The sequence below is a fragment of the Lysinibacillus sp. NPDC056232 genome, from assembly GCF_042267565.1.
In the GTDB taxonomy this organism is placed as follows: domain Bacteria; phylum Bacillota; class Bacilli; order Bacillales_A; family Planococcaceae; genus Lysinibacillus.
Genome location: NZ_JBHJTF010000001.1, coordinates 154,671 through 178,182, shown reverse-complemented (window position 1 = coordinate 178,182; position 23,512 = coordinate 154,671). Strand labels below are relative to the sequence as shown.

General features: G+C 39.2%; 23 protein-coding genes. 3 read left to right on the top strand and 20 right to left on the bottom strand.

The window, feature by feature from the left end; translation table 11 throughout:
* Window positions 1–3: 3 nt before the first annotated feature.
* Both ACFCYJ_RS00880 and ACFCYJ_RS00875 read right to left on the bottom strand, forming a co-directional pair.
* On the bottom strand, window positions 4–1,650 hold the full coding sequence (locus ACFCYJ_RS00880) for a glycerol-3-phosphate dehydrogenase/oxidase (RefSeq protein ID WP_376069428.1): 1,647 nt from the start codon (window positions 1,648–1,650) through the stop codon (window positions 4–6).
* Window positions 1,651–1,668: 18 nt separating this feature from the next.
* Complete coding sequence (locus ACFCYJ_RS00875) at window positions 1,669–1,839, bottom strand: hypothetical protein (protein WP_376069425.1); 171 nt, start codon at window positions 1,837–1,839, stop codon at window positions 1,669–1,671.
* A 93-nt stretch (window positions 1,840–1,932) separates the two neighbouring features.
* On the opposite strand from ACFCYJ_RS00875, the gene ACFCYJ_RS00870 reads away from it, so the two are divergent.
* Complete coding sequence (locus ACFCYJ_RS00870; RefSeq protein ID WP_376069422.1) at window positions 1,933–2,112, top strand: hypothetical protein; 180 nt, start codon at window positions 1,933–1,935, stop codon at window positions 2,110–2,112.
* 78 nt (window positions 2,113–2,190) lie between these two features.
* Here ACFCYJ_RS00870 and mutL read toward each other — a convergent pair whose 3' ends face one another.
* The 3 genes from mutL to cotE form a co-directional block, all read right to left on the bottom strand.
* Window positions 2,191–4,059 carry a DNA mismatch repair endonuclease MutL gene (gene mutL / locus ACFCYJ_RS00865; protein WP_376069419.1) on the bottom strand — a complete coding sequence of 623 codons (1,869 nt, stop codon included), beginning with the start codon at window positions 4,057–4,059 and terminating at the stop codon, window positions 2,191–2,193.
* 14 nt (window positions 4,060–4,073) lie between these two features.
* Window positions 4,074–6,665: a DNA mismatch repair protein MutS gene (gene mutS, locus ACFCYJ_RS00860; protein ID WP_376069416.1), complete on the bottom strand. Its 2,592-nt coding sequence runs from the start codon at window positions 6,663–6,665 to the stop codon at window positions 4,074–4,076.
* A 119-nt stretch (window positions 6,666–6,784) separates the two neighbouring features.
* On the bottom strand, window positions 6,785–7,399 hold the full coding sequence (cotE, locus tag ACFCYJ_RS00855) for an outer spore coat protein CotE (RefSeq protein ID WP_376069413.1): 615 nt from the start codon (window positions 7,397–7,399) through the stop codon (window positions 6,785–6,787).
* 274 nt (window positions 7,400–7,673) lie between these two features.
* Here cotE and ACFCYJ_RS00850 point away from each other — a divergent pair, with 274 nt between their 5' ends.
* Window positions 7,674–7,817, top strand: coding sequence for a hypothetical protein (locus tag ACFCYJ_RS00850; protein ID WP_376069411.1), 144 nt, complete (start codon window positions 7,674–7,676; stop codon window positions 7,815–7,817).
* A gap of 322 nt (window positions 7,818–8,139) precedes the next feature.
* Here ACFCYJ_RS00850 and ACFCYJ_RS00845 read toward each other — a convergent pair whose 3' ends face one another.
* From ACFCYJ_RS00845 to ACFCYJ_RS00790, 12 genes are all read right to left on the bottom strand, one after another.
* The gene (locus ACFCYJ_RS00845; protein WP_376069408.1) at window positions 8,140–8,577 is read right to left on the bottom strand and encodes a YlbF/YmcA family competence regulator; all 438 of its coding nucleotides are present in this window, start codon (window positions 8,575–8,577) and stop codon (window positions 8,140–8,142) included.
* Window positions 8,578–10,122 (bottom strand): tRNA (N6-isopentenyl adenosine(37)-C2)-methylthiotransferase MiaB, encoded by a 1,545-nt coding sequence (gene miaB / locus ACFCYJ_RS00840; RefSeq protein WP_376069405.1) that lies wholly within the window; start codon window positions 10,120–10,122, stop codon window positions 8,578–8,580.
* 240 nt (window positions 10,123–10,362) lie between these two features.
* The gene (locus ACFCYJ_RS00835) at window positions 10,363–11,619 is read right to left on the bottom strand and encodes a carboxylate--amine ligase (protein WP_376069403.1); all 1,257 of its coding nucleotides are present in this window, start codon (window positions 11,617–11,619) and stop codon (window positions 10,363–10,365) included.
* Window positions 11,620–12,358: 739 nt separating this feature from the next.
* The gene (locus ACFCYJ_RS00830) at window positions 12,359–13,366 is read right to left on the bottom strand and encodes a histidinol phosphate phosphatase domain-containing protein (protein WP_376069400.1); all 1,008 of its coding nucleotides are present in this window, start codon (window positions 13,364–13,366) and stop codon (window positions 12,359–12,361) included.
* On the bottom strand, window positions 13,363–14,148 hold the full coding sequence (locus ACFCYJ_RS00825; protein WP_376069397.1) for a DeoR/GlpR family DNA-binding transcription regulator: 786 nt from the start codon (window positions 14,146–14,148) through the stop codon (window positions 13,363–13,365). Before ACFCYJ_RS00825 ends, ACFCYJ_RS00830 begins: the two co-directional genes overlap by 4 nt.
* Window positions 14,145–15,146, bottom strand: a complete 1,002-nt coding sequence (locus ACFCYJ_RS00820; RefSeq protein ID WP_376069394.1) for an ABC transporter ATP-binding protein — start codon at window positions 15,144–15,146, stop codon at window positions 14,145–14,147. The genes ACFCYJ_RS00825 and ACFCYJ_RS00820 overlap by 4 nt, the downstream gene beginning before the upstream one ends.
* Window positions 15,143–15,928: an ABC transporter permease gene (locus ACFCYJ_RS00815; RefSeq protein WP_376069392.1), complete on the bottom strand. Its 786-nt coding sequence runs from the start codon at window positions 15,926–15,928 to the stop codon at window positions 15,143–15,145. The genes ACFCYJ_RS00820 and ACFCYJ_RS00815 overlap by 4 nt, the downstream gene beginning before the upstream one ends.
* Window positions 15,928–16,770, bottom strand: a complete 843-nt coding sequence (locus tag ACFCYJ_RS00810; protein ID WP_376069389.1) for an ABC transporter permease — start codon at window positions 16,768–16,770, stop codon at window positions 15,928–15,930. The genes ACFCYJ_RS00815 and ACFCYJ_RS00810 overlap by 1 nt, the downstream gene beginning before the upstream one ends.
* 518 nt (window positions 16,771–17,288) lie before the next feature.
* A complete protein-coding gene (locus ACFCYJ_RS00805; protein ID WP_376069387.1) occupies window positions 17,289–18,125 on the bottom strand; it encodes an alkaline phosphatase family protein in 837 nt (278 codons plus the stop codon).
* Window positions 18,115–19,203: an ABC transporter substrate-binding protein gene (locus ACFCYJ_RS00800; RefSeq protein WP_376069385.1), complete on the bottom strand. Its 1,089-nt coding sequence runs from the start codon at window positions 19,201–19,203 to the stop codon at window positions 18,115–18,117. The genes ACFCYJ_RS00805 and ACFCYJ_RS00800 overlap by 11 nt, the downstream gene beginning before the upstream one ends.
* A 247-nt stretch (window positions 19,204–19,450) precedes the next feature.
* On the bottom strand, window positions 19,451–19,825 hold the full coding sequence (locus tag ACFCYJ_RS00795) for a 2-oxoglutarate ferredoxin oxidoreductase subunit beta (RefSeq protein ID WP_376069382.1): 375 nt from the start codon (window positions 19,823–19,825) through the stop codon (window positions 19,451–19,453).
* A gap of 265 nt (window positions 19,826–20,090) precedes the next feature.
* Window positions 20,091–20,243, bottom strand: a complete 153-nt coding sequence (locus tag ACFCYJ_RS00790; protein WP_376069380.1) for a hypothetical protein — start codon at window positions 20,241–20,243, stop codon at window positions 20,091–20,093.
* Here ACFCYJ_RS00790 and ACFCYJ_RS00785 point away from each other — a divergent pair.
* Window positions 20,242–20,451, top strand: coding sequence for a hypothetical protein (locus tag ACFCYJ_RS00785; RefSeq protein WP_376069377.1), 210 nt, complete (start codon window positions 20,242–20,244; stop codon window positions 20,449–20,451). The two genes, ACFCYJ_RS00790 and ACFCYJ_RS00785, sit on opposite strands and share 2 nt — an antisense overlap.
* A gap of 243 nt (window positions 20,452–20,694) precedes the next feature.
* Here ACFCYJ_RS00785 and ACFCYJ_RS00780 read toward each other — a convergent pair whose 3' ends face one another.
* Genes ACFCYJ_RS00780 through ACFCYJ_RS00770 form a run of 3 tightly spaced genes read right to left on the bottom strand, consistent with a single transcriptional unit; the run spans window position 20,695 to window position 23,511 of the window.
* The gene (locus ACFCYJ_RS00780) at window positions 20,695–22,077 is read right to left on the bottom strand and encodes a sensor histidine kinase (RefSeq protein WP_376069374.1); all 1,383 of its coding nucleotides are present in this window, start codon (window positions 22,075–22,077) and stop codon (window positions 20,695–20,697) included.
* Entirely contained in the window at window positions 22,065–22,727 is a 663-nt protein-coding gene (locus ACFCYJ_RS00775) for a response regulator transcription factor (RefSeq protein WP_376069371.1), read from the bottom strand. Before ACFCYJ_RS00775 ends, ACFCYJ_RS00780 begins: the two co-directional genes overlap by 13 nt.
* A 28-nt stretch (window positions 22,728–22,755) precedes the next feature.
* A complete protein-coding gene (locus ACFCYJ_RS00770) occupies window positions 22,756–23,511 on the bottom strand; it encodes a lantibiotic immunity ABC transporter MutG family permease subunit (protein ID WP_376069368.1) in 756 nt (251 codons plus the stop codon).
* Window position 23,512: the final 1 nt, after the last annotated feature.

The window sequence follows — 23,512 nt, the reverse complement described above, 5'->3', positions numbered from 1 at the left end:
TCCCTACACTCCTTCCTCTACAAAATTTGTTGCATCTAAAATAGCTTGCTCTAGTTGAGCTACATAAGTATTTCTTTGTGACTCTGTATAGTGAAAATGTTGTTGCATAACTTGAATAACCTGCTGTTTATAACATTTTACTGCATCAATATCGAAGTATAATAAACCTGTTCGACGAATAAAGAAATCACTTGGCGTGTACACCATTTCCGCTTCTATCCCATAAAGTAGCATGGCATGTAAGACCAAAGGCATCGTACTTCCATGCTCATGCAAATATTTCACCTGGTTATACAATGCGTCAACATTTGTGCCATATTTTTGTACAAGCTGTTTTGCTTCATCATAATTAAGGCCATACTGAACGCCCTCTTTAGCTTTATAAGAACTATAATCAGGGAAATTGATGGCATTAATGCCCTTTGCACCTGAAAGTGATAACTCACGTGTCACACATGGACTTGCGTGCTTAAATTTATGGATCTTCACAATTTTATCAACGATTGTTTCTGCCATTTGACGGTAGCCCGTTAGTTTACCACCCGCAATCGTTATTAGCCCACTTGGAGCCGTCCATATCTCATCTTTGCGTGAAATTTCGGATGGATCCTTGCCTTTTTCAAAAATAAGTGGACGCACACCTGCCCACGACGATTCAATCGTATCTCTTGAAATATTTGCAGTTGGAAAGACTGTTTTTGCAGCTACAATTAAATAATCAACGTCCTCTTGGGTAGCGACCGGATGTACAGGGTCTCCCTCGTAAACTGTATCTGTTGTCCCTACATAAGTTTTACCATCACGTGGAATTGCAAAGGCCATACGCCCATCCACTATATCAAAGTACACTGCTTGCTGTAATGGAAAATCCTTTTGATCAAGGACAATATGGACCCCTTTTGTGAGACGTAATTGCTTTTTGTCTACTACTTTATCCTTTTGGCGGACCTCATCCACCCAAGGTCCAGTCGCATTGACGATTTGCGCTGCATGCACTTCGATTGTTTTCCCTGTAACATGATCCGTCACTTGTGCCCCAACAAGCTTTTTCTTCTCATATAAAAATCCTGTCATTTCCGCATAATTTAAACAAAGTGCCCCATATTCTGCAGCTTTTTTTAGCACTTCAATTGTTAGTCGGGCATCATCTGTACGATATTCAACGTAATAGCCACCACCAATAAGCTCATCTCGATTGAGTAAAGGCTCTAGCGCTGCCGTTTCCTGAGCGTTTAACATGGTTCTACGTTCGTGCTTTTTAACACCAGCTAATCGATCATATACCTTCAATGCCAATGATGTTGACAATGGGCCAAGTGAGCCCTTTTTATACAATGGGAGTAGCATTTTTTCAGGCGTTGTAACGTGAACAGCATTGTCATAAACAATTTCACGTTCACGCCCAACTTCTGCTACTACACCTACATCAAGTTGCTTTAAATAACGAAGTCCACCATGAATAAGCTTTGTTGAACGGCTTGATGTACCAGCAGAAAAATCCTGCTTCTCAATCAAAGCAACTGATAACCCCCTAGATGCTGCATCGAGTGCTATGCCAGCACCAGTAATGCCGCCACCAATGACTAAAACGTCAAAGCTATATTGCTCTAAAAAATGCATAATTTTAGGACGATGCTCAAATGAAAACATATCTTTCTCCCCCATTTGCTATATTTTGAAAATACCTGTAACTTCTACTGCGTATGCTAACCTGATTAAACTAGCAATAACCTTAAGCATAGAAATTCTAAATTCATTTGTATAGCTCATCACCATAACGTGTGGTTGATTTCCGTTCCGACTGGGCGCTTTGTTGTTGCTGTCGCTACGCTTTCGCACAGAGCAAAGCTTCCTGGCGGCGTCCGTTGAGCCGCTTCGCTGCAGGGGCTCGGGTCAACAGATGTTTTTTGCGCGAAAGCGAAGCGGCAGCAAATGGGTTTCATTCTGTGCGAAAGCGTAGTGCAACGAAGCGACAGCAACAGCACAGATGTTGGTCACGAAGGCGTTATCACAGAACGTGATGGTTTTAGCCTTCGTTCCTCTATCGCTAATCCCCGAGGAGTCGCCCAGTCTCCTCTCCAATCAACTTATATACATGGCATACGTTTTTAAAAATGTCATCCACAACTTTTGGTGATGAGTCATTTGTATATGCTAACTATTGATGTTGCTCTTGCACCGTCGTTCCAACTACATTACCCGTTTAAACATTTTTTCCACTTCATAAGTAGTAAAATGAATAAGTACTGGACGTCCGTGAGGGCATGTAAATGGATTGTCAGCATTGCGTAAATCTTGTAATAACGTATCCATTTGCTCTTTCGTTAAATAATGATTGGCCTTTATCGACTTTTTACAACTCATCATAATCGCTGCCGCCTCACGTAATTTTTTGACGTCCGCTTTTTTAGTTGTCAGCACCTGTTCAATTAAATCCTCAATAATTTCCTGTTCTTCCCCCTTAGGGAACCAGCTAGGATGCTCTCTCACGACAAATGATGCCTGTCCAAATTCCTCTAAAAATACGCCCACAGCTTCTAACTCGTGTCGATTTTCTCTTAATATAAGAGCCTCGTCAGCAGCATAATGGAAGGTCAATGGAAGTAATAAAGTCTGACGCTCATTTGGGTTCACCTGCCCGACTTTTTCACGGAAAAATTCATATTTAATACGCTCCTGAGCAGCGTGCTGATCAATTAAGTAAAAGCCATCCTCCATTTGTGCAACAATATACGTGCCATGGATTTGCCCTACCACTTCAAGGGCAGGAAATGGCTCTTTAGCTGGTTCATCCTCTAGAATTTCCACTGGCTCCTCTAGCTTCACTTCTTCAGGAGGATTCGCTTCCATCACTGGTGTCGGTTGCCAGCTATCTTCAATGGCAGTAGGGACGGATTCAGGTTGTGGCACTATTGGATCTAATGTGTTTGATTCCTGAACAGTTTGTACATCATAAAGTTTTTCTACAATAGCATTCATTTTCTCCACATTAAGCTTTGGTGCTGGTTTCCAAATATTTAACTGCTCCGTATCAGGCTTTGCCACTTTCTCCTTCTTTTCCATTAACGGTACTCGAATAACATTGCGGATCTTCTCTCGTATCGTTTCCTCGATTAGCTTAAGAAGCTCAGGCTCCTTACTTAAACGTATTTGATGCTTGGCAGGATGAACATTGACATCTGTTAAATAAGGGTCCCCCTCTATAAAGAGCGCTACAATCGGAAAACGTTCAATGGGTAAATACGTATGATAGGCATCTACAATCGCTTTTTGTATCAAATAATGCTTTACCCAGCGACCATTCACAAACAACGACATATAGTTTTTCGAAGCACGGGTCACCTCGGGTAGTGATACAAAACCAGAAATTTTATAATCTTGTGACTCACCACTGAATGCCACCATTTTCTTGGCATTATGCACACCGTAAATGGCAGCTAATACTTGCTGAACGTCACCACGTCCATTTGTTTGTAACAATTGCTGGCCGTTATGCAGCAATCTAAACGCAATTTGTGGATTTCCGAGTGCAAGGCGGTTCATCAGATCAATTGTATGCCCAAGCTCGGTCTGTATTGTTTTCATATATTTTAATCGAGCGGGTGTATTGAAAAATAGCTGTGCTATTGTAAGATCCGTTCCTTTGCGCAAAGGGCCAGGTTTATGTGTGGCGATATGCCCACCCTCAAGCTCTAAATACGTTCCTGATTCACCATTTGACGTAATAAGCGTCATTTTTGATACTGATGCAATGGAAGCTAATGCCTCACCACGGAAGCCAAGTGTACGAATTCGAAATAAATCATGCTCCTGATGAATTTTACTTGTCGCATGGCGAGAGAATGATATTAATGCATCCTCTTCATCCATACCACTACCATTATCAATGACCTGAATTGAAGTGAGGCCCGCTTCTAGTAAAAAAACATCAATGGACGTACTTCCTGCATCAATGGCATTTTCAACAAGCTCTTTAACTACAGAGGCTGGTCTTTCTACTACTTCCCCTGCAGCGATTTTATTGGACAGCCACTCGTCCATAATTTGTATTTTTCCCATAGCGCATCACTCCTTTACTTTTTTGCGTTTACTAGTTGCTGCTGTAATTCGTATAAAATATTCATCGCTTGCATTGGTGAAGTGCCCAGAATATTTACTTTTTCTAGGTTTTTAAGTACCTCAGATTCTGCTGGAGAAGTTGGTTCCTCTTCCGTAAATAGTGACATTTGCATTGGCTTTTCAGCAACTTCTTGTACCACGGCTACTTCGTTTCTGACTTCGTTTCCGACTTCATTTCCAGCCTCGAAGTTTTCAAGTAGCACTTGTGCTCTTGTTAAAATTTCCTCTGGCAATTGTGCAAGCTGTGCTACATGAATTCCGTAAGATTTATCGGCAGCCCCTTTTTTCACCTTATGCAAAAAGACAACTGTGCCATTTTTTTCAGTAGCAGATACATGTACATTTTGCAGTCGAGGAAGCTCCTTTTCAAGTGCCGTTAATTCATGGTAGTGAGTTGAAAACAGTGTATTTGCTCCAATTTTATCATGGATGTACTCCATCATGGATTGAGCAAGACTCATACCATCATAAGTAGATGTCCCACGACCAATTTCGTCAAACAGCATTAAACTATTTTTTGTAGCATGCGTAATGGCGTGCTGAGATTCTAACATCTCTACCATAAAAGTTGATTGTCCCGCAGCTAAATCATCCGCCGCACCGATGCGTGTAAAAATCTGATCTGTAATTGGCAATCTAGCTTTTTCAGCAGGCACATAACAGCCCATTTGTGCCATCACAACAATTAGTGCAACCTGACGCATATACGTACTTTTACCGGACATATTCGGTCCTGTAATCAGCATCATATTGTTATTTTCCTCAAGAACACAATCGTTTGGTACATACATTTGCTTATTGAGCATTTTCTCAACAACCGGATGGCGCCCTTCAATAATTTCTAGCGAACGCCCTTCATGAAACTCAGGCTTCGTAAAACGATATTTCTCTGAAACACTTGCAAAGCTTAATAGCACATCTAGCTCACTAATGCTTGCCGCTAACGCTTGGACACGTGGAATAAACACCTTTAATTCATCACGTATTGCCACAAATAAGTTATACTCTAACGTTAAACTTTCTTCCTCAGCATTTAAAATTAATGCTTCTTTTTCCTTAAGCTCCTGAGTAATGTAACGCTCAGCATTGGCCAAAGTTTGTTTACGTTCATAACGTGTTAAATCCGCTAAATGGATATTAGATTTCGTAATTTCAATATAGTATCCGAAAATTCGATTGTAGCCGATTTTTAAGTTTTTAATGCCTGTTTTCGTCCGCTCCTCTTGTTCTAATTGCGCAATCCAATCCTTTCCATTGCGAGAAGCATAACGTAGTTCATCTAAGCGCTCATCATAACCATCGCGAATGACGTCACCCTCTTTAATCGTAATTGGTGGATTGTCTGTGATAGCACGAGCTAAAAGCGCCTCTACATCCGCACACGTATCGAGTGCTGCACCGAGCTTCTGCAATGTTTCTTTATTAGCACCACGTAATTGTTGCTGAATGGCAGGTACTTGACGTAATGAATCACGTAGCTGCGCTAAATCACGTCCACCTACATTACCAAAAGCTACACGCCCAGCTAAACGCTCTAAATCGTATACTTGTTTTAAAGAGGCTTGGAGCTCCGTTCTTACAAAATACTCCTCCAACAAATCAGTGACGTTTGCTAGTCTCGCTTCAATGGCAGCACGTGAAGCAAGAGGTTGGTGTAACCATTGCTTTAACTTGCGTCCTCCCATTGCAGTCACGGTGTCATCTAACAACCATAAAAGTGAGCCCTTTTGATCGCCACCGCGAATAGATTGAATAAGCTCTAAATTACGTTTAGAGCTAGAGTCAATACGTAAATAATTTTTCATTTCATTGTAGGTAAACGCTTGAATATGTGATAATGAACGCATTTGTGTTTTATCGATATAATGAAGCAAACGAAGGCAAGCCATTTGTAAATCATTTGGCACCGCATCTACATACTGTGCAGCTTTATCCAACGTCATTTCATCTGTTTCAATAGAAAGTACGATACCCGCATTGACTGCATGCTCTGCTAATAGCAGTTGCAAATTTTCCGTGACAATTAATTCACGAATACCGTATGCCTGCATTTGCATTAAAAGTGCTTTACCGTCGCCCTCAATCGAGGAGGCTACCGCTTCACCTGTAGATAAGTCTAAATAAGCGTAGCCAAATGTCGTATCATCAAATTGCTCTGCAGCACCAATAAAATGATTGGATTTACCATCGAGCAACTTACCTTCCATGATCGTACCCGGTGTAATAAGCTGTACGACTTCACGCCTCACTACACCCTTTGCTTGCTTTGGATCTTCTGTTTGCTCACAAACTGCAACCTTATAGCCTTTTTGCACAAGAGTTTCAATATAATTTTTTGCCGAATGATGCGGAACGCCACACATTGGAATACGCTCTTTTGCACCTGCATCTCGGCTCGTTAATGTAATTTCTAAAAGTTGAGAGGCATTAATAGCGTCCTCAAAAAACATCTCGTAAAAATCGCCTAATCTAAAAAATAAAAAGGCATCCTTGTAATCTTCCTTTACCTGCAAATACTGTTGCATCATTGGTGTATATGTTGTCATTTTAAAAATTCCCTCGCTCTAACCATTTAGATATTTTTATTATAACAAAAGATACATGCGAAACGCTTAATTCACCTTTTTTAAGATGCTAGCGCTTCGCATGTATAAAATCTTTAGTATTATCTTGGTCTTTCATCAGGAAACGATGAGGACTCTAAAACATACCTACCTTCTTCACTGGAGCTAGACGATGAGCTGGAACTGGAGCTAGAGGAAGACGAGGATGAGCTCTCATCAAAATTCCATTCCTCTTCGAAATCTAGTGGATGTACACTAATGCAAATCGTCGTTTCTCCCATTACCTCTACTACGACTTCACGTTCTACTACGATTTCAAACTTCGTACCACATGGAGAGATGATTGCCTCTACGCAGTTTGGCTCTTGAACAACACGTACACGAACATCATCGCCAGCACTCACTTCGCCTTCTCTAAAAGAAAGCTTCACTTTGTCTTTATAGTGCACCGTTTCAGAAAACACTGCTGTTTTCGAATGACTACTATAGGCATACCATACATTGACATCAAATTTCCCTGATACTTCTACAAATTTACCGACTTTTTTCGCGGAGCAAGTATGATTGATGACCCAGCAACCGAGAATACTCGTCGGTTTATTTGATGGACTTAATGTTACACGTTCTTCCGTTCTCTTCTTCCCTTTGGCAACTACTGCTCTCGTCACGATTTGTCGTAAACGTTTCAGCGCAATTCCTCCTTTGACTCTTTTCACTCCATCATATGCAGGTAGCGCCTATTGGGTGAACATATATTTTTATAGAATCGAATTAAGGAAAAATTCATTTTTCATAGTATGTTATCTGAAACACGCTAATTTCTATGAATATTGAAGAATAACACATAAAAATAGCCCAAATTACATCATTCGAGCGTTTCAAATTGTTGAAAAACTATAATGTCAATGAAATTAAGGTGTCCTAAAGTATCCTTCAGCAAAACGAGGGGTTGATTTCCGTTCCGGCTGGGCGCTTTCCTGAGGGCGTCCGATGAGCCGCTTCACTCGCGATGCTCGCTCCAGGGTCTCATCTGTGACGCTAATCCCCAAGGAGTCGCCCAGCCTCCACTCCAATCAACCACTTCACATAGCATGTATCTTCTGGCAAATTGTTCTAATTTTAGTGAAAAAATAAAACTTCAGAAACGTTTTTTGTGCGAAAGCGTATTATCCCGTCATTGTTATAAGTCTTTTCCGTTCAATTATGGTGAGTAGCCGTAGCGTGTTCTTTTGAAATGTAAAAAATTTATAAAAGTTCCACGCTATCGTTGATTCGAGCGGAAGGTTACTCGAGTGTTTTCGTCGCAGAACAAAGCTTCCCACACTGAAAGCGAGTAGCCTGGAATGTAATCACCCTCATCTAAAGCACCACAACATTCACAAAGATTCCGTCGACTTTTTTTCGAAAATAGGAAAAGCCCGAATGAAATTCATTCGAGCTATTACTTCTATTATGATTATGAGCAGCTACCTGGTGTTGTATTGGCTACGTATGAGCCAGTTTCTCCACGAAGTACATCCCCACCAGTTGAGCGAACAATCTCATTTGTAACATTGTTAGCAATTGTGTTCGAAACTAATTGCAATAAATCATTTACATCACCTTGAGATTCTTTAAATTGTTGAACCACTGGGATCGCGTTGATTTCTTCTTCGATTTTTTCGATTTTGTCTTCAATTAATTTAAGCGCTTTTTCTTTTCCTAAGTGTTGGAAGTTAACAGCTTGCTTTTGTAGGCTTTTTAAACTTGCAATACGCTCACGTACATGTTGGTTTTCATTAATTTGTGCTTCTGCTTTTTTGAAAAATTCAACTTCTGGCGTATTGGCAATCATATGCGCAATTTCGTGTGACTTCTTGATTAAATCATCTTTTGTATATAATACTTGTGACATTTACGCTTCCACCTTTTCATTTTTTACTACTTCTATGAACTCACCACGTAGTGAGTACGAAGTAGCCTCCACTATTTTTACCTTCACTAATTGACCAATTAGATCTGCTGGCGCTTCAAAGTTTACAAGTCGATTTTTACGCGTATAGCCAGCTAACACATCCTCGCGTCTTTTACTTGTACCTTCAACTAATACTTCTACTATTTCACCCTTCAAGCCTTCTAATGCTTTGCGAGAGTATTCCCCTACAACCTCATTTAATCGGTGAAGACGTTCTTTTTTCACTTCTTCAGGTACATTGTCTACCATTTTGGCAGCAGGTGTACCCTCACGAGGAGAATAAATATACGTAAAGGCCATTTCAAAACCTACTTCACGGTACAAGGATAATGTCTCCTCAAATTGTTCTTCTGTTTCATTAGGATAACCTACAATAATATCAGTCGTTAGTGTTACTTCCGGAATAGCCGCTTTAATTTTTGCTACTAATCCAAGGAAATGCTCACGTGTATACTTACGTGCCATAATTTTTAGCACATCATTTGAACCAGATTGTACTGGTAAATGAATATGTTCAACTAAGTTACCACGTTTTGCAAGAACTTCGATTAAATGATCATCGAAGTCACGTGGATGACTTGTTGTAAAACGAATACGTGGGATATCAATTTTTCGTAATTCATCCATCAAATCACCAAGTCGATATTCAATATCCTCAAAATCCTTACCGTAAGCGTTGACATTTTGTCCTAGAAGCATAATTTCTTTATAGCCCGCAGCCGCTAATTCTCGAACTTCAGCAATGATTTCGTCCGGACGGCGACTACGCTCCTTACCACGCGTATAAGGTACGATACAATACGTACAGAATTTATCACAGCCGTACATAATATTTACCCAAGCTTTGATGGAGCCAAGACGTTTTTTCGGCAGGCTCTCAATCACATCGCCTTCTTTAGACCAAACCTCAATGACCATTTCCTTAGACATATATGCTTCTTTTAAAACGTTCGGTAAACGGTGAATATTATGTGTACCAAACACCATATCGACATGTGGATAACTTCTTAAAATTTTATTGACAACTGATTCTTCCTGTGACATACAGCCACAAACCCCGATCAGCATTTCTGGATTTTTACGTTTATATTTTAGCAGGAAGCCAAGTTCCCCAAATACTTTGTTTTCTGCATTTTCACGGATGGCACAAGTATTCAGTAGTACGACGTCAGCTTCATCAATTATATCCGTAGGCGTATAACCTAGCTGCATAAAAATCCCAGCCATAACTTCCGTATCGTGCTCATTCATTTGGCAGCCATACGTACGAATATAAAAAGTACGCCCTGTGCCCATACCTGCAAACTCTTCTGCAATGTTAAAGTCTTTATGGTACTTAACTTCTTCTTTCCCACGTTTTTTAGCATCTTTTAAGGAAGGTGCCGTAAAGACCGTTTCAAAATATTTACTATAATCCTTTTCAGGCTTGTTTTCTTTTTTTGGTTGATTGACTTGTTGATTAGCTAAACGTTGTTCCTCATTCATCGCAATCAGGTAACTCCTTTCAAACGAATTCCATACATTTGAAATCCCGTTTCACTATTATACTGAATAATTGCAACATCCTACAAGGCTTGCGTACTAAATGTCGCGGTTTAGACTTAATTACACTAAGTTTGCTGAATTTTCCCTTTGCCGCTTTACCTCTTTTTTAAATCTCCAAAATAATAGGACACCATTGATTAGAAAATCCTCATCAATAGTGTCCCAGTACTTAGCTTGACCTTATTTATAGTACCTTTTAAATTTTAGATTTAAATAAAAATTATATAGTGTAAGCTTTGCCCATCGCTTTACGTTCATGTCCTCTCTAAAATATAGAGCTTTCGCATACTTGCCCTGTTTTATTAACTGTTTAGCTTCTATTTTCAGCTTTTCATTTTTCAAGCCCTTGAATAACAATCTTTTTGGAATGAGTGACCACAAATGCCTCGTCTGTACATACGTTAACTCTTGATTCACATTGAATACATAATCATTAGCAACACACTGCATTAAATTATGACCACTTGTTGTCACGTAATAGCTTGAAGCACCAGATCGTAAGTTCATTTCAAATATTTTATATTCCCCGTCACGAACATCTAGTTTCATGTCAAAATTTGCAAAACCACTATAGCCAATGGCTTCCAAAAAATGACGCAAGTTGTCCATTAGCTGTTCATCGAAATCTGTCATAATCGCCAAAGAGATGCCAATATTTTGTGGTGAAGGATCTTCGAGAAGCTTGTTACCTAAACACATCAATTTAACCTTCTTGTCCTTCCCTACGTAAACGTCTAATACCCGAATATAAGAATCATCACCTGGAATAAATTCTTGAAGAATTAAAGAATCTTTATAGGTAGAACGATAAATGCTTTTAATAATATGCCGCTTCTCGTCTTCATTTTTTACAAAAAACACTTTTTTCTTCTCAGGGAAGGAACAACTCGTATATTCAACTGAATTCGATGGCTTGATTATTATCGGATATTCGAAGGGTATTTCAGTTGTTACAGGATGTTCCTTTGTCAATACCATCGTTTTAGGATATTTTAAATTATATAAATCACATTGCTTATAAAATTCTTCCTTTGTTTGCACTTGCTTCATTAAATCCTCATCTATATAAGGCAAGATAAAATAATGTTGTAGTGTCTGTTTATTAATAATAATAAGTTCCGCATAATAACAATCACATACTAGAAGGATCAATTTCTTATGTTTGAACTGCATCGCGACTTCTATTAAAGCTTGTACAAAATAATCTGGTTCATCTAAACGGTCCACATATTGGAAATCCAAAATTCCACTATTTTGAGTCGCTATGCCAAACTTTCCACCTAATAAGAGCGTTCGAATATCTTTTGTTTTCACAGCTGGCTCTAATACTAGACTTTTCATACGATACGCCTCATAAAAGGAACGGGCTACCCCATATGCGTATTGACCTGATTGTATAACCACTGGTAAAAAGGGTTGATCAACTGTTTTTGACAATTTTACTCACCTCTCATGATAAAAATGAATTTATTCATTTTTATATGCGGCCTGTCCTGTACTTAATACTAATAACGTTACGAGTCTGTAATTTTCTTAATGTAAATCAATTATGCCTCGGCATAATTGCGTCCGGAATCGGCTTTGTGCTTAGGCCTGCAGATGTTTTTTTGTGCGAAAGCGTAGTGCTAACGCAGCGACAGCAACAGATGTTTTTTGTGCGAAAGCGTAGTGCTAACGCAACGACAGCAACAGATGTTTTTTGCGCGAAAGCGTAGTGCTAACGCAGCGACAGCAACAGATGTTTTTTGTGCGAAAGCGTAGTGCTAACGCAGCGACAGCAACAGATGTTTTTTGTGCGAAAGCGTAGTGCTAACGCAGCGACAGCAACAGATGTTTTTTGTGCGAAAGCGTAGTGCTAACGCAGCGACAGCAACAGATGTTTTTTGCGCGAAAGCGTAGCGGCAGCAAAAGGTTTTCATCTGTGCGAAAGCAAAGCGACAGCAACAGCACCGATGCAGGTCAGTTAGCCGTTATCGCATGGATGCGATGGTTTTAGGCTAACATCCCCTAAGAACTCCTTTCCGATTCCGTGACATCCGCCGGACGCTTTAACTTCTTTCGGCGGGTGTTTGGACACCCGCCGAAAGAAGTTAAAGACACTGAAACGAAAATGAATCTCCTTAATAAGAAAACTCATTTTTGCTTCAGTGCCTCTAGGCTTATGAACTACTGAATGCTATATCTCAATTAACTTTTTCACACGCTGTTCAAAGCCAACAATCGATTGAACACCGAAGCTCTTAAGCAAATCTGCATTGGCAAATGTAAATTTACCTAAATCGTCTGGGAAATGCGCATCTGATGAAACTGTAAAGGCTACTCCCTGTTCCATTAATATTTGAAGGAAGCGAGGGCCAGGGCATATCTCCTTTACTGGATAACGATAATACAGACCAGCATTCAATTCAGTGGCAGTATTTGTTGTCACGAGCGCTTTGGCTATACGTTCATACCAAGAATCGAGAAAAACAGCGTCATCCACTTGATAATTAAATACTTTAAAGTTATCCAAGTGTGCTACAAAATCAAACATACTTGAGTGAATCATTTTTTCGACTGTAGCAAAGAAACGCTCATAGTTCTGCTGTAATGTAGCAGCATCCATGTCCTCAAATATGTATTGTGTTTGAGGGTTATCAAAGCCCCAACCATCTACAAAATGGACAGATCCGATAACGTAATCCCACGGATATCCTTCCAGTAATGATGCTAATTCTTCCTCGCCACCGACAAAATAATCCGCTTCGATGCCAAGCTTTAAGGAAATACCATGCAGACTCCACTTTTCCTTTGCTCGATTAATAGCTGACACAAAATCATCCATGCTTTCTGTCATCACACGATCAAGCCAGTAACGCTGGACTTTACCAACTTCATTGTCATCTAACTGCATATAACGCTCAAAATATGCTCGCGTCTCCTTGAAACGATAGAGATGGTCGACAATCCCAACCTCACGCAAACCGAGTTGAATAGCTTGTTGTAGGTATAAATCTAACCATTCCTCACTATAACAGCCACCTTGTAATCGCTTTGATAACTGCTGCATTTGCCACTCTATCAATGCTTTAGAATCTTTCGCTGCTCCTTCATCTTCATTAAAAAAACTAATTGCCTGAGAAGTACGCTCCAGCCAACGAAATGAATATGGGCCTTCCTCTAAATGTACATGATAATCAATCATTCGCTTTTCCCTCCATTACATACCGTCCACTTTTCCTCATACATTTGCCACTCCAAAGGGCAAGCTATATCACAAAGAATTTCGGAGCTCTCCTCTATGTGACAAATTTGATAAAAGGACTTCCCATTTATTTTTGTTGCATCGGCTAGTAAAAAGTTCATCTTACTATGATCAAGCATTTTTTTAGAAATTAACGATTCATCCAAATCATAATCGTATACGGTGCCTTCACTAATACCACCACAAGATATAAATGCTTTATCAAAGTTCATATTCCCTAATAACTCCAAAGTCATAGCTCCTGCTACTGAGGATTGCCTTGGATTGGTCGTTCCTCCAAGCAATATGACCTTTCCCGTCATCCGCCGCTCTTCTATAGCCAAATTAAATTGTACAGCTGCAGCAATGGAATTGGTTACGACCGTTATATCATCAACTGCCAATAAAAAGTCTGCAATATGCACCGTTGTTGTACCTGTATCAACTGCAATTGTATCCCCGTCACAGATACGTCTAGCTGCTAATCGAGCTATATTGCGTTTTGCCTCTTTTTGCATTTGAAGCTTACGCAAAAATGCTGGTTCATTTCTAACGTTCGTATACTTTACAGCTCCTCCGTGTACTCTCGTTAATAAATGCTGTTGTTCTAGCTCATCAAAATCTCGACGAATCGTTTCTGGTGCCACTTGTAATTCTTCTGCAATATTGGCAACAACAATTTTCCCATCAACCTCTAACTGTTTTAAAATAAATTCGAAACGTTCAATTTTTGCATAGGTCATGATAATGCAATCACATCTTCTTTCGCTATATAACACATATATTTCTTACCCAGCTCAAACGGCTGCCCTCGTTGGTGTAGCTGCTCCATCGTAAAAGGACATTCTCCCTCGAATGTTGTCCGAATAACATTGCCACTCATTAATGATTGCTTCGCCTCTCCAGTAATACAAATATCCCCCTGTCTCTTATTGAGATGAATCGCTTCTGGTCGAATCGCAAATTTTGAGTATTCTTTTGGCAATGTCTCGCCAATCATTTTCTCTAGAGCTTGACGCGTAAAGACATTGTAATGTCCGATAAAATTAGCGATAAATTCACTTTCAGGGCTTGTATAAATCACAGTAGGTGTTCCACTTTGTGCAATCATCCCATTATTCATAACAAATATTCTGTCAGAAACAGCCATCGCTTCCTCTTGGTCATGCGTAACTAAAATCATCGTTATGCCAAGCTTTTGCTGGATAGCTCGTAAGTCTGCTTGAAGCTTTTGACGAATTTGGGCATCTAGCGCACTGAGCGGCTCATCTAACAACAATACCTTTGGACGTACTATTAAAGCTCGAGCAAGGGCAACACGTTGCTGTTGACCGCCGGATAATTCTTTTGGATATGCGTTCGCTTTTTCACTTAAATGTACGATCGCAAGCATTTCTTGAACACGTTGATCAACTTCTGCAGTATTTACTTTTTGCATACGTAAACCAAAGGCTACATTTTCTTTCACCGTCATATTTGGGAATAGTGCATAAGATTGAAACACCATACCCACTTGACGATCCTTTGGTTGAACACCCATCATATCCTTACCTTCAATGATAATTTTTCCTGCTGATGCATCTGTTAAGCCCGCTAAAATTCGTAAAATGGTACTCTTACCACAGCCACTTGGACCTAAAAGAGTTATAAATTCACCTTTATCAATCTTCATATCTATATTTGATAAAACCGTCGTTAATCCATATTTTTTATGAAGTCCTTCAATCACAATATAACTCATAGATTTGTAGCACCTTTCGATCGTTTCGTTAATGTTGCAATAATGAACGTTAATAGACCCATTAGAACGATATAAATAAAGACAACCGCACTAGCAATATGTCCACTTGTACTAAGCTTCTTCATTAAATAAATTTGCACTGTTTCAAAGCGAGAACCAACGACAAGATTAATCAGTACAAACTCTCCAAAAAGCACGGAAAACGATAATAATGCACCTGCAAATAAGCCTGGGTATACAGTAGGCAACAATATTTTAGTAAATGCCTGTAATTTCGATGCCCCTAGTAATTGTGCTGCATCTAAAAGCTGCCGCGCATCTACATTCCGCAAACTATTGCGTGTCCCCTGGTAAATATATGGTAAGATACTGATAACATATGCCCCTAAAACTACTAAAATCATAGGCACACCAAATTTGCTGTAAACACGGATAAGCCCAACTGCTAAAATTATTCCAGGAAATGAATACACCATCACAACAGCCATCTGAATCCATTTTTCGTATTTCGGAAAATACAACACGATTACGAATATGGCCGGTACGATAACAAGCAATGCAATTATTACAGCTCCACCCGACAATAAAACAGAACGTCCAAACGCCTGTATAAATTCGGCATCCTGAAATAATGTAGCAAGCCATTTAAATGTTAATCCTTCTGGCAAAATGGTTTTATTCCAATTCGTCGCAAAAGCATAAAGCATTGTTGCAACCACTGGCAACACTAAATAAACAACTAAAAGGAGGAAAAATAAATCAGCAAAGCCTCTTTTTTTCACTATAACTTCCTCCTTGTTTTTGAAATGCTCCATTCACTTAATAGCATCGCCGTCACCATCGTTACTGCTAGTATTACAGCAATAGCACTTGCCAGCTCTGGTTGTGCAAAAATATCTCCCTTAATAAGAGAACCAATACGAATGGCTACTAAATTGTAATTACTGCTAGTTAGTGCATAGGCAGAGGCATACGCTCCCATTGCATTGGCAAACAATACGCTAAATGTTCCAACAATCCCAGGAAGCATAACAGGGATCCCAATCTTCATCCAAAACTGCCAAGTAGAAGCGCCAAGTAGTGCGGCTGCTTCCTTCCATTGTTGCTGAATTCCATCATAAATTGGGTATAAAAGCATTAATGCTAATGGCAGCTGGAAGTAAATATAAATAAGTAACAATCCACCCCAGCTATAAAGAGAAAATGACGATAAAGCGCTGATCCCCCATTTATCGAATAGCAAAGTAAAGAGCCCGCTATTGCCAAGTAATACGATAAAGGCAAACGCTAATGGAATACCTGAAAAATTTGATGTTAAGTTTGTCAGTATCAAAATTTTCTCGCGCACTGGCTCAGAAAATCTCATCATCGCATAAACTGCAAATAAGGTAACGATTAAGGCAATGACTGCCGAAATAACGGACAGTGTAATACTATTTTGAAAGCCTTGTAAAATGTAATCATTCGTTAGTACCGATCGATATTGTGCAAATGTAAAACCATCATTATTTTGAAAGCTTGTGATGAGCATATACAGTAACGGTACTAAGAAAAATAACAAGACAAGTACTAGAAAAGGAGAAAGCCAGGCAACTGATTGCCGCTTCGAAATCAAAACAATCACTTCTTTCTTTATTTAATAGCGGCCATATAGATTAATCAAATTCGCGCCCTGAAACTAGCAAAGTAGTACCAAGTGGCGAAAGATGAGAATATTGATTTTTATCCATCTTAATTAGAGGACGCACATTTCTAAAACGACTACTTATTTTTCCCAATGGAAGCTTTGCTCTATGACAAAAGCAAAGTGGTAGGAGCACTCGATTAGCCCCCGCTACAATCAGTTAAAGATGGGTATACATAAGCAACAAAAAACCTTTTATATTGGCTCGTCATCCAAAATTAGTGATGATATTTGTTAAAAACGTATACCATATATAAGTTGATTGGAGTGGAGACTGGGCGACTCCTCGGGGATCAGCGTCACAGATGAGACCCTGGAGCGAGCATTGCGAGTGAAGCGGCTCATCGGACGCCCCCAGGAAAGCGCCCAGTCGGAACGGAAATCAACCCCACGCTATATTTAATCACTCAATAATAAACCTTTTCCCCTAACCAACACGCCTGAATAAATATTGATAATTAAACCCTTTTTAAAGAATGCATCCCCTCTAATAACAAGGGAACCATTTCATCAGAAGGTTCGATATTCAATAAATGACAGCATAGCGGAGCAATTTGTAACTGTGAGACAATCTCATCCTTAATGCCTGCTTTAACGTGATTCGAAATAACAAACATTGGGACATGGCGATCTTCAGCTGTTGTGCCTCCATGATTACCATCACTTGTCATCCCATGATCTGCCGTCACGATCACTTCATAGCCCTGCGCAAGACATTTTGGAATAAATAGAGATAATAATGCATCCACCGCTAAAACACGATTTCGATATTGTGCCGAGTCAGCTGTAAATTTATGACCATCATCATCTACATTCATCGGATGAATATATAAGAAATCTGGTTGCTTTTGATCCATTAGCCAAGCAGCATCAGCAAATAAATGACTGTCTGGATAGTGATCCTCAAAGTAGAACAAGCCATTCTCAATCGGCAATTGAGTATCTAATTGTAACCTGTCCTCCATATGCACAAATGGTGCACGATTATATAGCTCACTGACCCAATAATAGGCAGCCGCTGCTGTAGACAAACCGTTGTCTTTCGCTACATGAAACAGACTATTTTGCGTAGTTAAACGTACTGTCATATTGCTCGTTACCCCATGTACAATGGGGGGTGTCCCCGTTAAAATTGTTTCATATAAAGGCCTTGATAGAGACGGGACCTCTGCGCAAACCTTGTAGCGTGCTGCAATCTTACGTTCAATTAAATGGTGCATAAATCCCATATGGGTACAGGCTGTATCAAAGCGAAGTGCATCTATGACAATTAAAACAACTTTTTTATTTCCCATGAATTAATACCTGCTCCTGATAGAGTTGTGGAATTTGCTTTGTTGTTTCTTCCCATTTTTTTTGATCTTTTACTGGCTGTGCATTTTTGTACATGTCCGCAGGTAATAATAGTTTTTGAACATCTTGAGACAATTGAACCTTGTCACGAATTGGACGAGCATAACCCTTCGCTAAGTTTTCTTGCCCTGCATCAGATAAAATATATTCACGAGCAAGCATTGCTGCATAAGGATTTTTAGCGTATTTATTTATGATCGTTGCATAGCCTGATGTTACAGAGCCTTCTGATGGAATGACGACATCAAAACGTTTCTCATCGATTTGGTGTCGATAGCCAAGTGCATTAAAGTCCCATAAGATAGCTACGTCAATTTCACCCTTTTCTAAATTCGCTACAGTTGGATCTCCTTTTAAACGCCCTTGTTTTGCTAAGTCTGCAAAAAAGTCTATCCCTGGTTGAATATTTGACTCATCGCCACCAAATGCCATAGCGGCTGCTAAAATAGCAAACTGTGCTTGATTCGCTGTTAAAGCGTCACCAATGCTGACAGTGTAATCTCCGTTTTTAATATCATCCCAAGATTTCGGGGCGTTTTTGACGTTATTTTTATCAGTTAAAAATGAAATGGTTCCCGTGTAACCGACGATCCAATGGCCTTCATCATCCTTTGCCCAGTCAGGTATTTCATCCCAATAAGATGTTTTGTACGGTAATGTTAAACCTTTGTCCTTGGCAATCGGTCCAAAGGCAATTCCGACATCACCAATATCAGCAGTGGCATCATCCTTTTCTGCCTCAAACTTTGCTAGCTCCTCAGCACTCGACATATCTGAATCCTTATGCTTAAGGCTATATTCAGTACCAAGCTCATCCCAAGTCTCCACCCAGTTAGCCCACGTATCTGGCATACCGACAGAATTTACAGTGCCTTCTTCTTTTGCTTTTTTCGTAACCTCTTCAAGCGTTAAATCACTTTTCACTTCATTAGAACTAGATGAGCCGTCCGAACAAGCCGCCAACATTGAAATTGCTAATGCTCCGATTAGACCTTTCTTCCACAACTTTTGAATTGCCATGAGTTGGAACCTCCATTTGTTTATGTTTGTTTTCATTTGCCTTACAACAGTTATATTAAGAAACAAACATTAAGCAAGTATGGAGGACAGTAAAATATTTAGTAAAAATTATTAAGGAAATATGAAAATCTATGAACAATAATTAATTTAAGGGGAAAGTAAAAGTTTTAGAGGAAATCAGAAGGAATCTAGTTCTGTATGTGCACGTTTATGTAGCTTTGCAAGACGTGCACACACTTTATTAATTTTATAAACCAAGAAAATCTGCATATGTATGTGGCTCGTTTTCCTTTAAAATTGTTAAAAATGTAAATGCAAGCTGTACGACTGACCACCATCTCATATTGTAGGACATTTCAAAGCGAGAAGGTTCTAATGTAAATACATCCTGAAAAATATCGAGTGGATCAATTTTTTCATCTTTTAATATTGAGAGGAAACCTAAAAACAACGTATGGTCCTTGACCTCAATCACTTTTCCATCAACAAGTGCATCAATATTTTCTGGTTGATGGAAATTACATTGTGTCGCAACATACTTTTCTAAGTCCTGCGCGCGCTGTCTTTCTTCCCATTCTTTTTTCTTTGCAATAAAATCAATGACGTTATCCACGTGCGTCATCGCCTCCTCTTTTTTTCTTTTATTGTAGCATTTATTACAATACTCTTGCCCGAACTCGCTCCCCATTTTTTCCTTTCAAACAAAAACAAAAACAATGATATTAGCAAATTTGCCATAATCATTCTTTTCTCAAGATATTTATTAATTTAAGGCTCGCCATCATAGCGTGGGGTTGATTTCCGTTCCGGCTGGGCGCTTTGTTGTTGCTGTCGCTTCGCTTTCGCACAGTTAAAACATTTGTTGCTGTCGCTTCGCTTTCGCACAGTTAAAACATTTGTTGCTGTCGCTTCGCTTTCGCACAGTTAAAACAATTGTTGCTGTCGCTTCGCTTTCGCACAGATAAAACAATTGCTGTCGCTTTGCTTTCGCACAGAGCAAAGCTTCCTGGGGGCGTCCGATGAGCCGCTTGGGCCAACATGATGTTGGTCACGAAGGCGTTATCACAGGATGTGATGGTTTTAGCCTTCGTTCCTCTGCCTGCTCGCTCCAGGGTCTCGGGCCAACAGATGTTTTTTGCGCGAAAGCGTAGTGCTAACGTAGCGGCAGCAAAAGGTTTTCGTCTGTGCGAAAGCGAAGCGTCAGCAACAGCACGATGTTGGTCACGAAGGCGTTATCACAGGACGTGATGTTCTTAGCCTTCGTTCCTCTATTGCTGATCCCCAAGGAGTCGCCCAGCCGTAACGAAGATCAACTCATATTCATGGTATACATTTTATCCAATGTTATATTATTGAACTTCATAGAAGAAGCTAATTTCCGTACCAAAAGGCATAAGTAAATTATCAACAAAAAATCCTTCGATCAGTAAATAATTCACCGCATCTCAAATAATTTATATCTGTGCAAAAGCAAAGCAACAGCAAAAACAATTACGCCAAGGCGAAATTAATTGGGATTGTTATGGTCACTTTTCCTCCACCTGATAAATCATTGTCAATTAGCAGTGCTCCACCATGACTCTGAACAATTGATTGGGCAATATAAAGTCCCATCCCATGGTGATTTCCTGCATTTCTGCTTGGGTCTCCGCGATAAAACTGTTTGGTAGCCTCATTTAAATCCTTCGGAGAAAATCCACAGCCGCTATCAATAACGGTAAATTGAATATCATCAGCAGCACCTTGCACAGTTAATGTTACCTTGCCATTTTCAGGTGTGTGCTCTACCGCATTGGCAATAACGTTTAACATCGCTCGATAGAACTGCTCTTCATCAATAAAAATAAGCGCAGGGAGAATTTTCTTTTGGACATCCACTTGAAGTTTTTTTTCCAACGAAAGAGCTCTCAATTGATCTTCTACTTCTGTCATAAATACATCCGTTTTAACATTCGTTTTTTCACGGGCGATATTTTTTCCCATTTTCGATAAATCAATCAGCTCATTCGTGAACTTTTCTATTTCTAATGTATTTTTCAAAATATAGTTATTATATTCTTTTTGAATTTCATCTTGGACAGTATCCTGTAAAAGCTCTGCGTTCCCCCGAATAATGGTAAGTGGTGTTTTCAGATCGTGGGCAAGAGCAGAAATTTGTTCTCTACGTGCCTGTTCTGATTCCCATTGCTGTTTTAAAGAGCTGTTTAAAGCCTCTCTCATATGTTCAAGAGAAATGGATATTTCATCTATTTCACGAATTCCTGAAGTATTTATTGTAAAATCCAAATTTTGATTTTGTATTTTTTCAATCGCTTCCTGCAAGCCAAACATTTTTTTCTTAAGATTTCTTCCAAAATGGATCGCAAGGACAGTTGGTAGAGTTATTACTCCTATAATAAATAATAGAATATCTAATAGTTGCGGGTTAGGTAAATATTTTCTCAAAATAGCCGAACGATACTGAGGCAACATACCATACCGTAAAATACAAATCTCATTTTCTCGCTCTATAAACGAGTAAAATTGGGTGATACCTTGAGATTGGTCTTTTTTCATTGCATCCCAAGCTTTAGAAGCTTCCTTCTCTGAAAGATTCCCTGCAAGAAATTTACCTTCTTTAGAAAAGACGGCGTAATCAACAAGGTTTGGGATCATATCAGCTGTAACCGAACTACTAGACGCAATACGATCTCTTGATAATGAAATTTGAGTTTCTGCATAATTTGCTGGTAATATGAAGTTGGTAGAAAGGGCAAACATCGTTAAACCGATTAGCAGTACTACTAACAGAATGGTGCCTAGACTTAGGAAAAGGAGGTATCGAAGAAAAAAAGTATGTAGTCGTGTTCCTTTAGTAGGCTTTATTGTCTCCATTTATATCCAATCCCCCAAACAGTGTCAATGGCGTCAACATTAAAGGCATGTAGCTTTGAACGAATATTTTTAATATGCTCAGTAATAGCCGTACTGTCACTCTTCCCATCAAACCCAAAAATAGTTTCATAAATCTTTTCTTTCGAAAACACCTGTCCTCGGTTTCGAGCTAGAAATTCGCATATTTCATATTCGCTTTTTGTCAGCAATACCTTCTCCTCATTTACAAACAGCTCTTTGCCAGATAGATTGAAGTGAATGTTATCTACAAAAAGGATACTACGTCTTTCTCTTATTTCCCGTCTCAAATGCGCATTCACTCTTGCACGCAGCTCTCCAATGCCAAACGGCTTGATAATATAATCATCAGCGCCAAGACCTAGACCATACATTAAATCTTCTTCTAATGATTTAGCTGTTAAAAAAAGGATAGGACAATCTACAGCATGACGTATTTGGCCACATAAAGTAAATCCATCAATTTCGGGCATCATCACATCCAATAAAATTAAATCGAAGGCACCAAGATCCTTTTTACTTACTTCTGTTGCATCAGAGACTGCCGTTACTAGATGTTCATCTTTTAGTAATGCATTTTTTATCAATATTAAAATACCTTTTTCATCATCTACCGCCAATATTTTCGCCATATTTCTACCCTCATCATTTCTTCATACCCTAATTATCAGACTTTCTTCCTTCCCATTTCCAAAACCATAAACAAGATAAGACTAACGCTAACAATGTTCCGCAAACGGAAGCAATAATACCTTCCTGTAGTCCTATTTCCACCGTTGATAGGTCAAGCCCTGACGCCTTCATTGTCCATAACGAAACAAAGTGACCACCCCAACCATAAGGTATAAATGACCAAATACCATCACCTATTCCAGTGAGTAGTAAGGCTACTAATAGTGATCCCACAATACCTAATCCTATGGAGGCGCCTTTACCAAATTGAAGACTAACAAAAAAATGTAAAATATATATAAATACAAAGCTTACAAATAGAATACATCCAGCTATTAAATAAAATTGAAAGCTAAAAGTATCCTCGTGTAAAAGCTCAATAAAACCAACACTAAAAATACCAATAGACAATAATATTGCTCCAAAACTAAACAATAATAAGAGTAGTATCTTGCTTAAAAAGGCCATTATTTTTGTTTTAGACGCTGTCAGCATCTCCTGAAAATGTCCTGCTGTAGCTTCTTGCTCCGATACCATTGAACAAACTAATCCAATTATAGTCGGAAAACCACACGCGAGAGCCTGAAAATAAGCGGATACTTTCCCATTGAAATCCCATGGTGAATAGGAGTAGTATGCTAAAAACAGCCCAGAAATAATAATAGGTATAAGGAGATGAATTAGTAAAAATGGCGTTCTTTTTATTTTAAGAAACTCTGCTCTAAGTAATCTTAACATTACCATA

Bases quoted from the DNA above. Each gene is read 5' to 3' on its own strand.
- ACFCYJ_RS00880 (WP_376069428.1), bottom strand. From the start codon at position 1,650: ATGTTTTCATTTGAGCATCGTCCTAAAATTATGCATTTTTTAGAGCAA.
- ACFCYJ_RS00870 (WP_376069422.1), top strand. From the start codon at position 1,933: ATGGGTTTCATTCTGTGCGAAAGCGTAGTGCAACGAAGCGACAGCAAC.
- mutL (WP_376069419.1), bottom strand. From the start codon at position 4,059: ATGGGAAAAATACAAATTATGGACGAGTGGCTGTCCAATAAAATCGCT.
- mutS (WP_376069416.1), bottom strand. From the start codon at position 6,665: ATGACAACATATACACCAATGATGCAACAGTATTTGCAGGTAAAGGAA.
- ACFCYJ_RS00850 (WP_376069411.1), top strand. From the start codon at position 7,674: ATGAGCCGCTTCACTCGCGATGCTCGCTCCAGGGTCTCATCTGTGACG.
- ACFCYJ_RS00845 (WP_376069408.1), bottom strand. From the start codon at position 8,577: ATGTCACAAGTATTATATACAAAAGATGATTTAATCAAGAAGTCACAC.
- miaB (WP_376069405.1), bottom strand. From the start codon at position 10,122: ATGAATGAGGAACAACGTTTAGCTAATCAACAAGTCAATCAACCAAAA.
- ACFCYJ_RS00830 (WP_376069400.1), bottom strand. From the start codon at position 13,366: ATGATTGATTATCATGTACATTTAGAGGAAGGCCCATATTCATTTCGT.
- ACFCYJ_RS00825 (WP_376069397.1), bottom strand. From the start codon at position 14,148: ATGACCTATGCAAAAATTGAACGTTTCGAATTTATTTTAAAACAGTTA.
- ACFCYJ_RS00820 (WP_376069394.1), bottom strand. From the start codon at position 15,146: ATGAGTTATATTGTGATTGAAGGACTTCATAAAAAATATGGATTAACG.
- ACFCYJ_RS00805 (WP_376069387.1), bottom strand. From the start codon at position 18,125: ATGGGAAATAAAAAAGTTGTTTTAATTGTCATAGATGCACTTCGCTTT.
- ACFCYJ_RS00800 (WP_376069385.1), bottom strand. From the start codon at position 19,203: ATGGCAATTCAAAAGTTGTGGAAGAAAGGTCTAATCGGAGCATTAGCA.
- ACFCYJ_RS00795 (WP_376069382.1), bottom strand. From the start codon at position 19,825: ATGACGCACGTGGATAACGTCATTGATTTTATTGCAAAGAAAAAAGAA.
- ACFCYJ_RS00785 (WP_376069377.1), top strand. From the start codon at position 20,242: ATGATGTTGGTCACGAAGGCGTTATCACAGGATGTGATGGTTTTAGCC.
- ACFCYJ_RS00790 (WP_376069380.1), bottom strand. From the start codon at position 20,243: ATGTTGGCCCAAGCGGCTCATCGGACGCCCCCAGGAAGCTTTGCTCTG.
- ACFCYJ_RS00780 (WP_376069374.1), bottom strand. From the start codon at position 22,077: ATGGAGACAATAAAGCCTACTAAAGGAACACGACTACATACTTTTTTT.
- ACFCYJ_RS00775 (WP_376069371.1), bottom strand. From the start codon at position 22,727: ATGGCGAAAATATTGGCGGTAGATGATGAAAAAGGTATTTTAATATTG.
- ACFCYJ_RS00770 (WP_376069368.1), bottom strand. From the start codon at position 23,511: ATGGTAATGTTAAGATTACTTAGAGCAGAGTTTCTTAAAATAAAAAGA.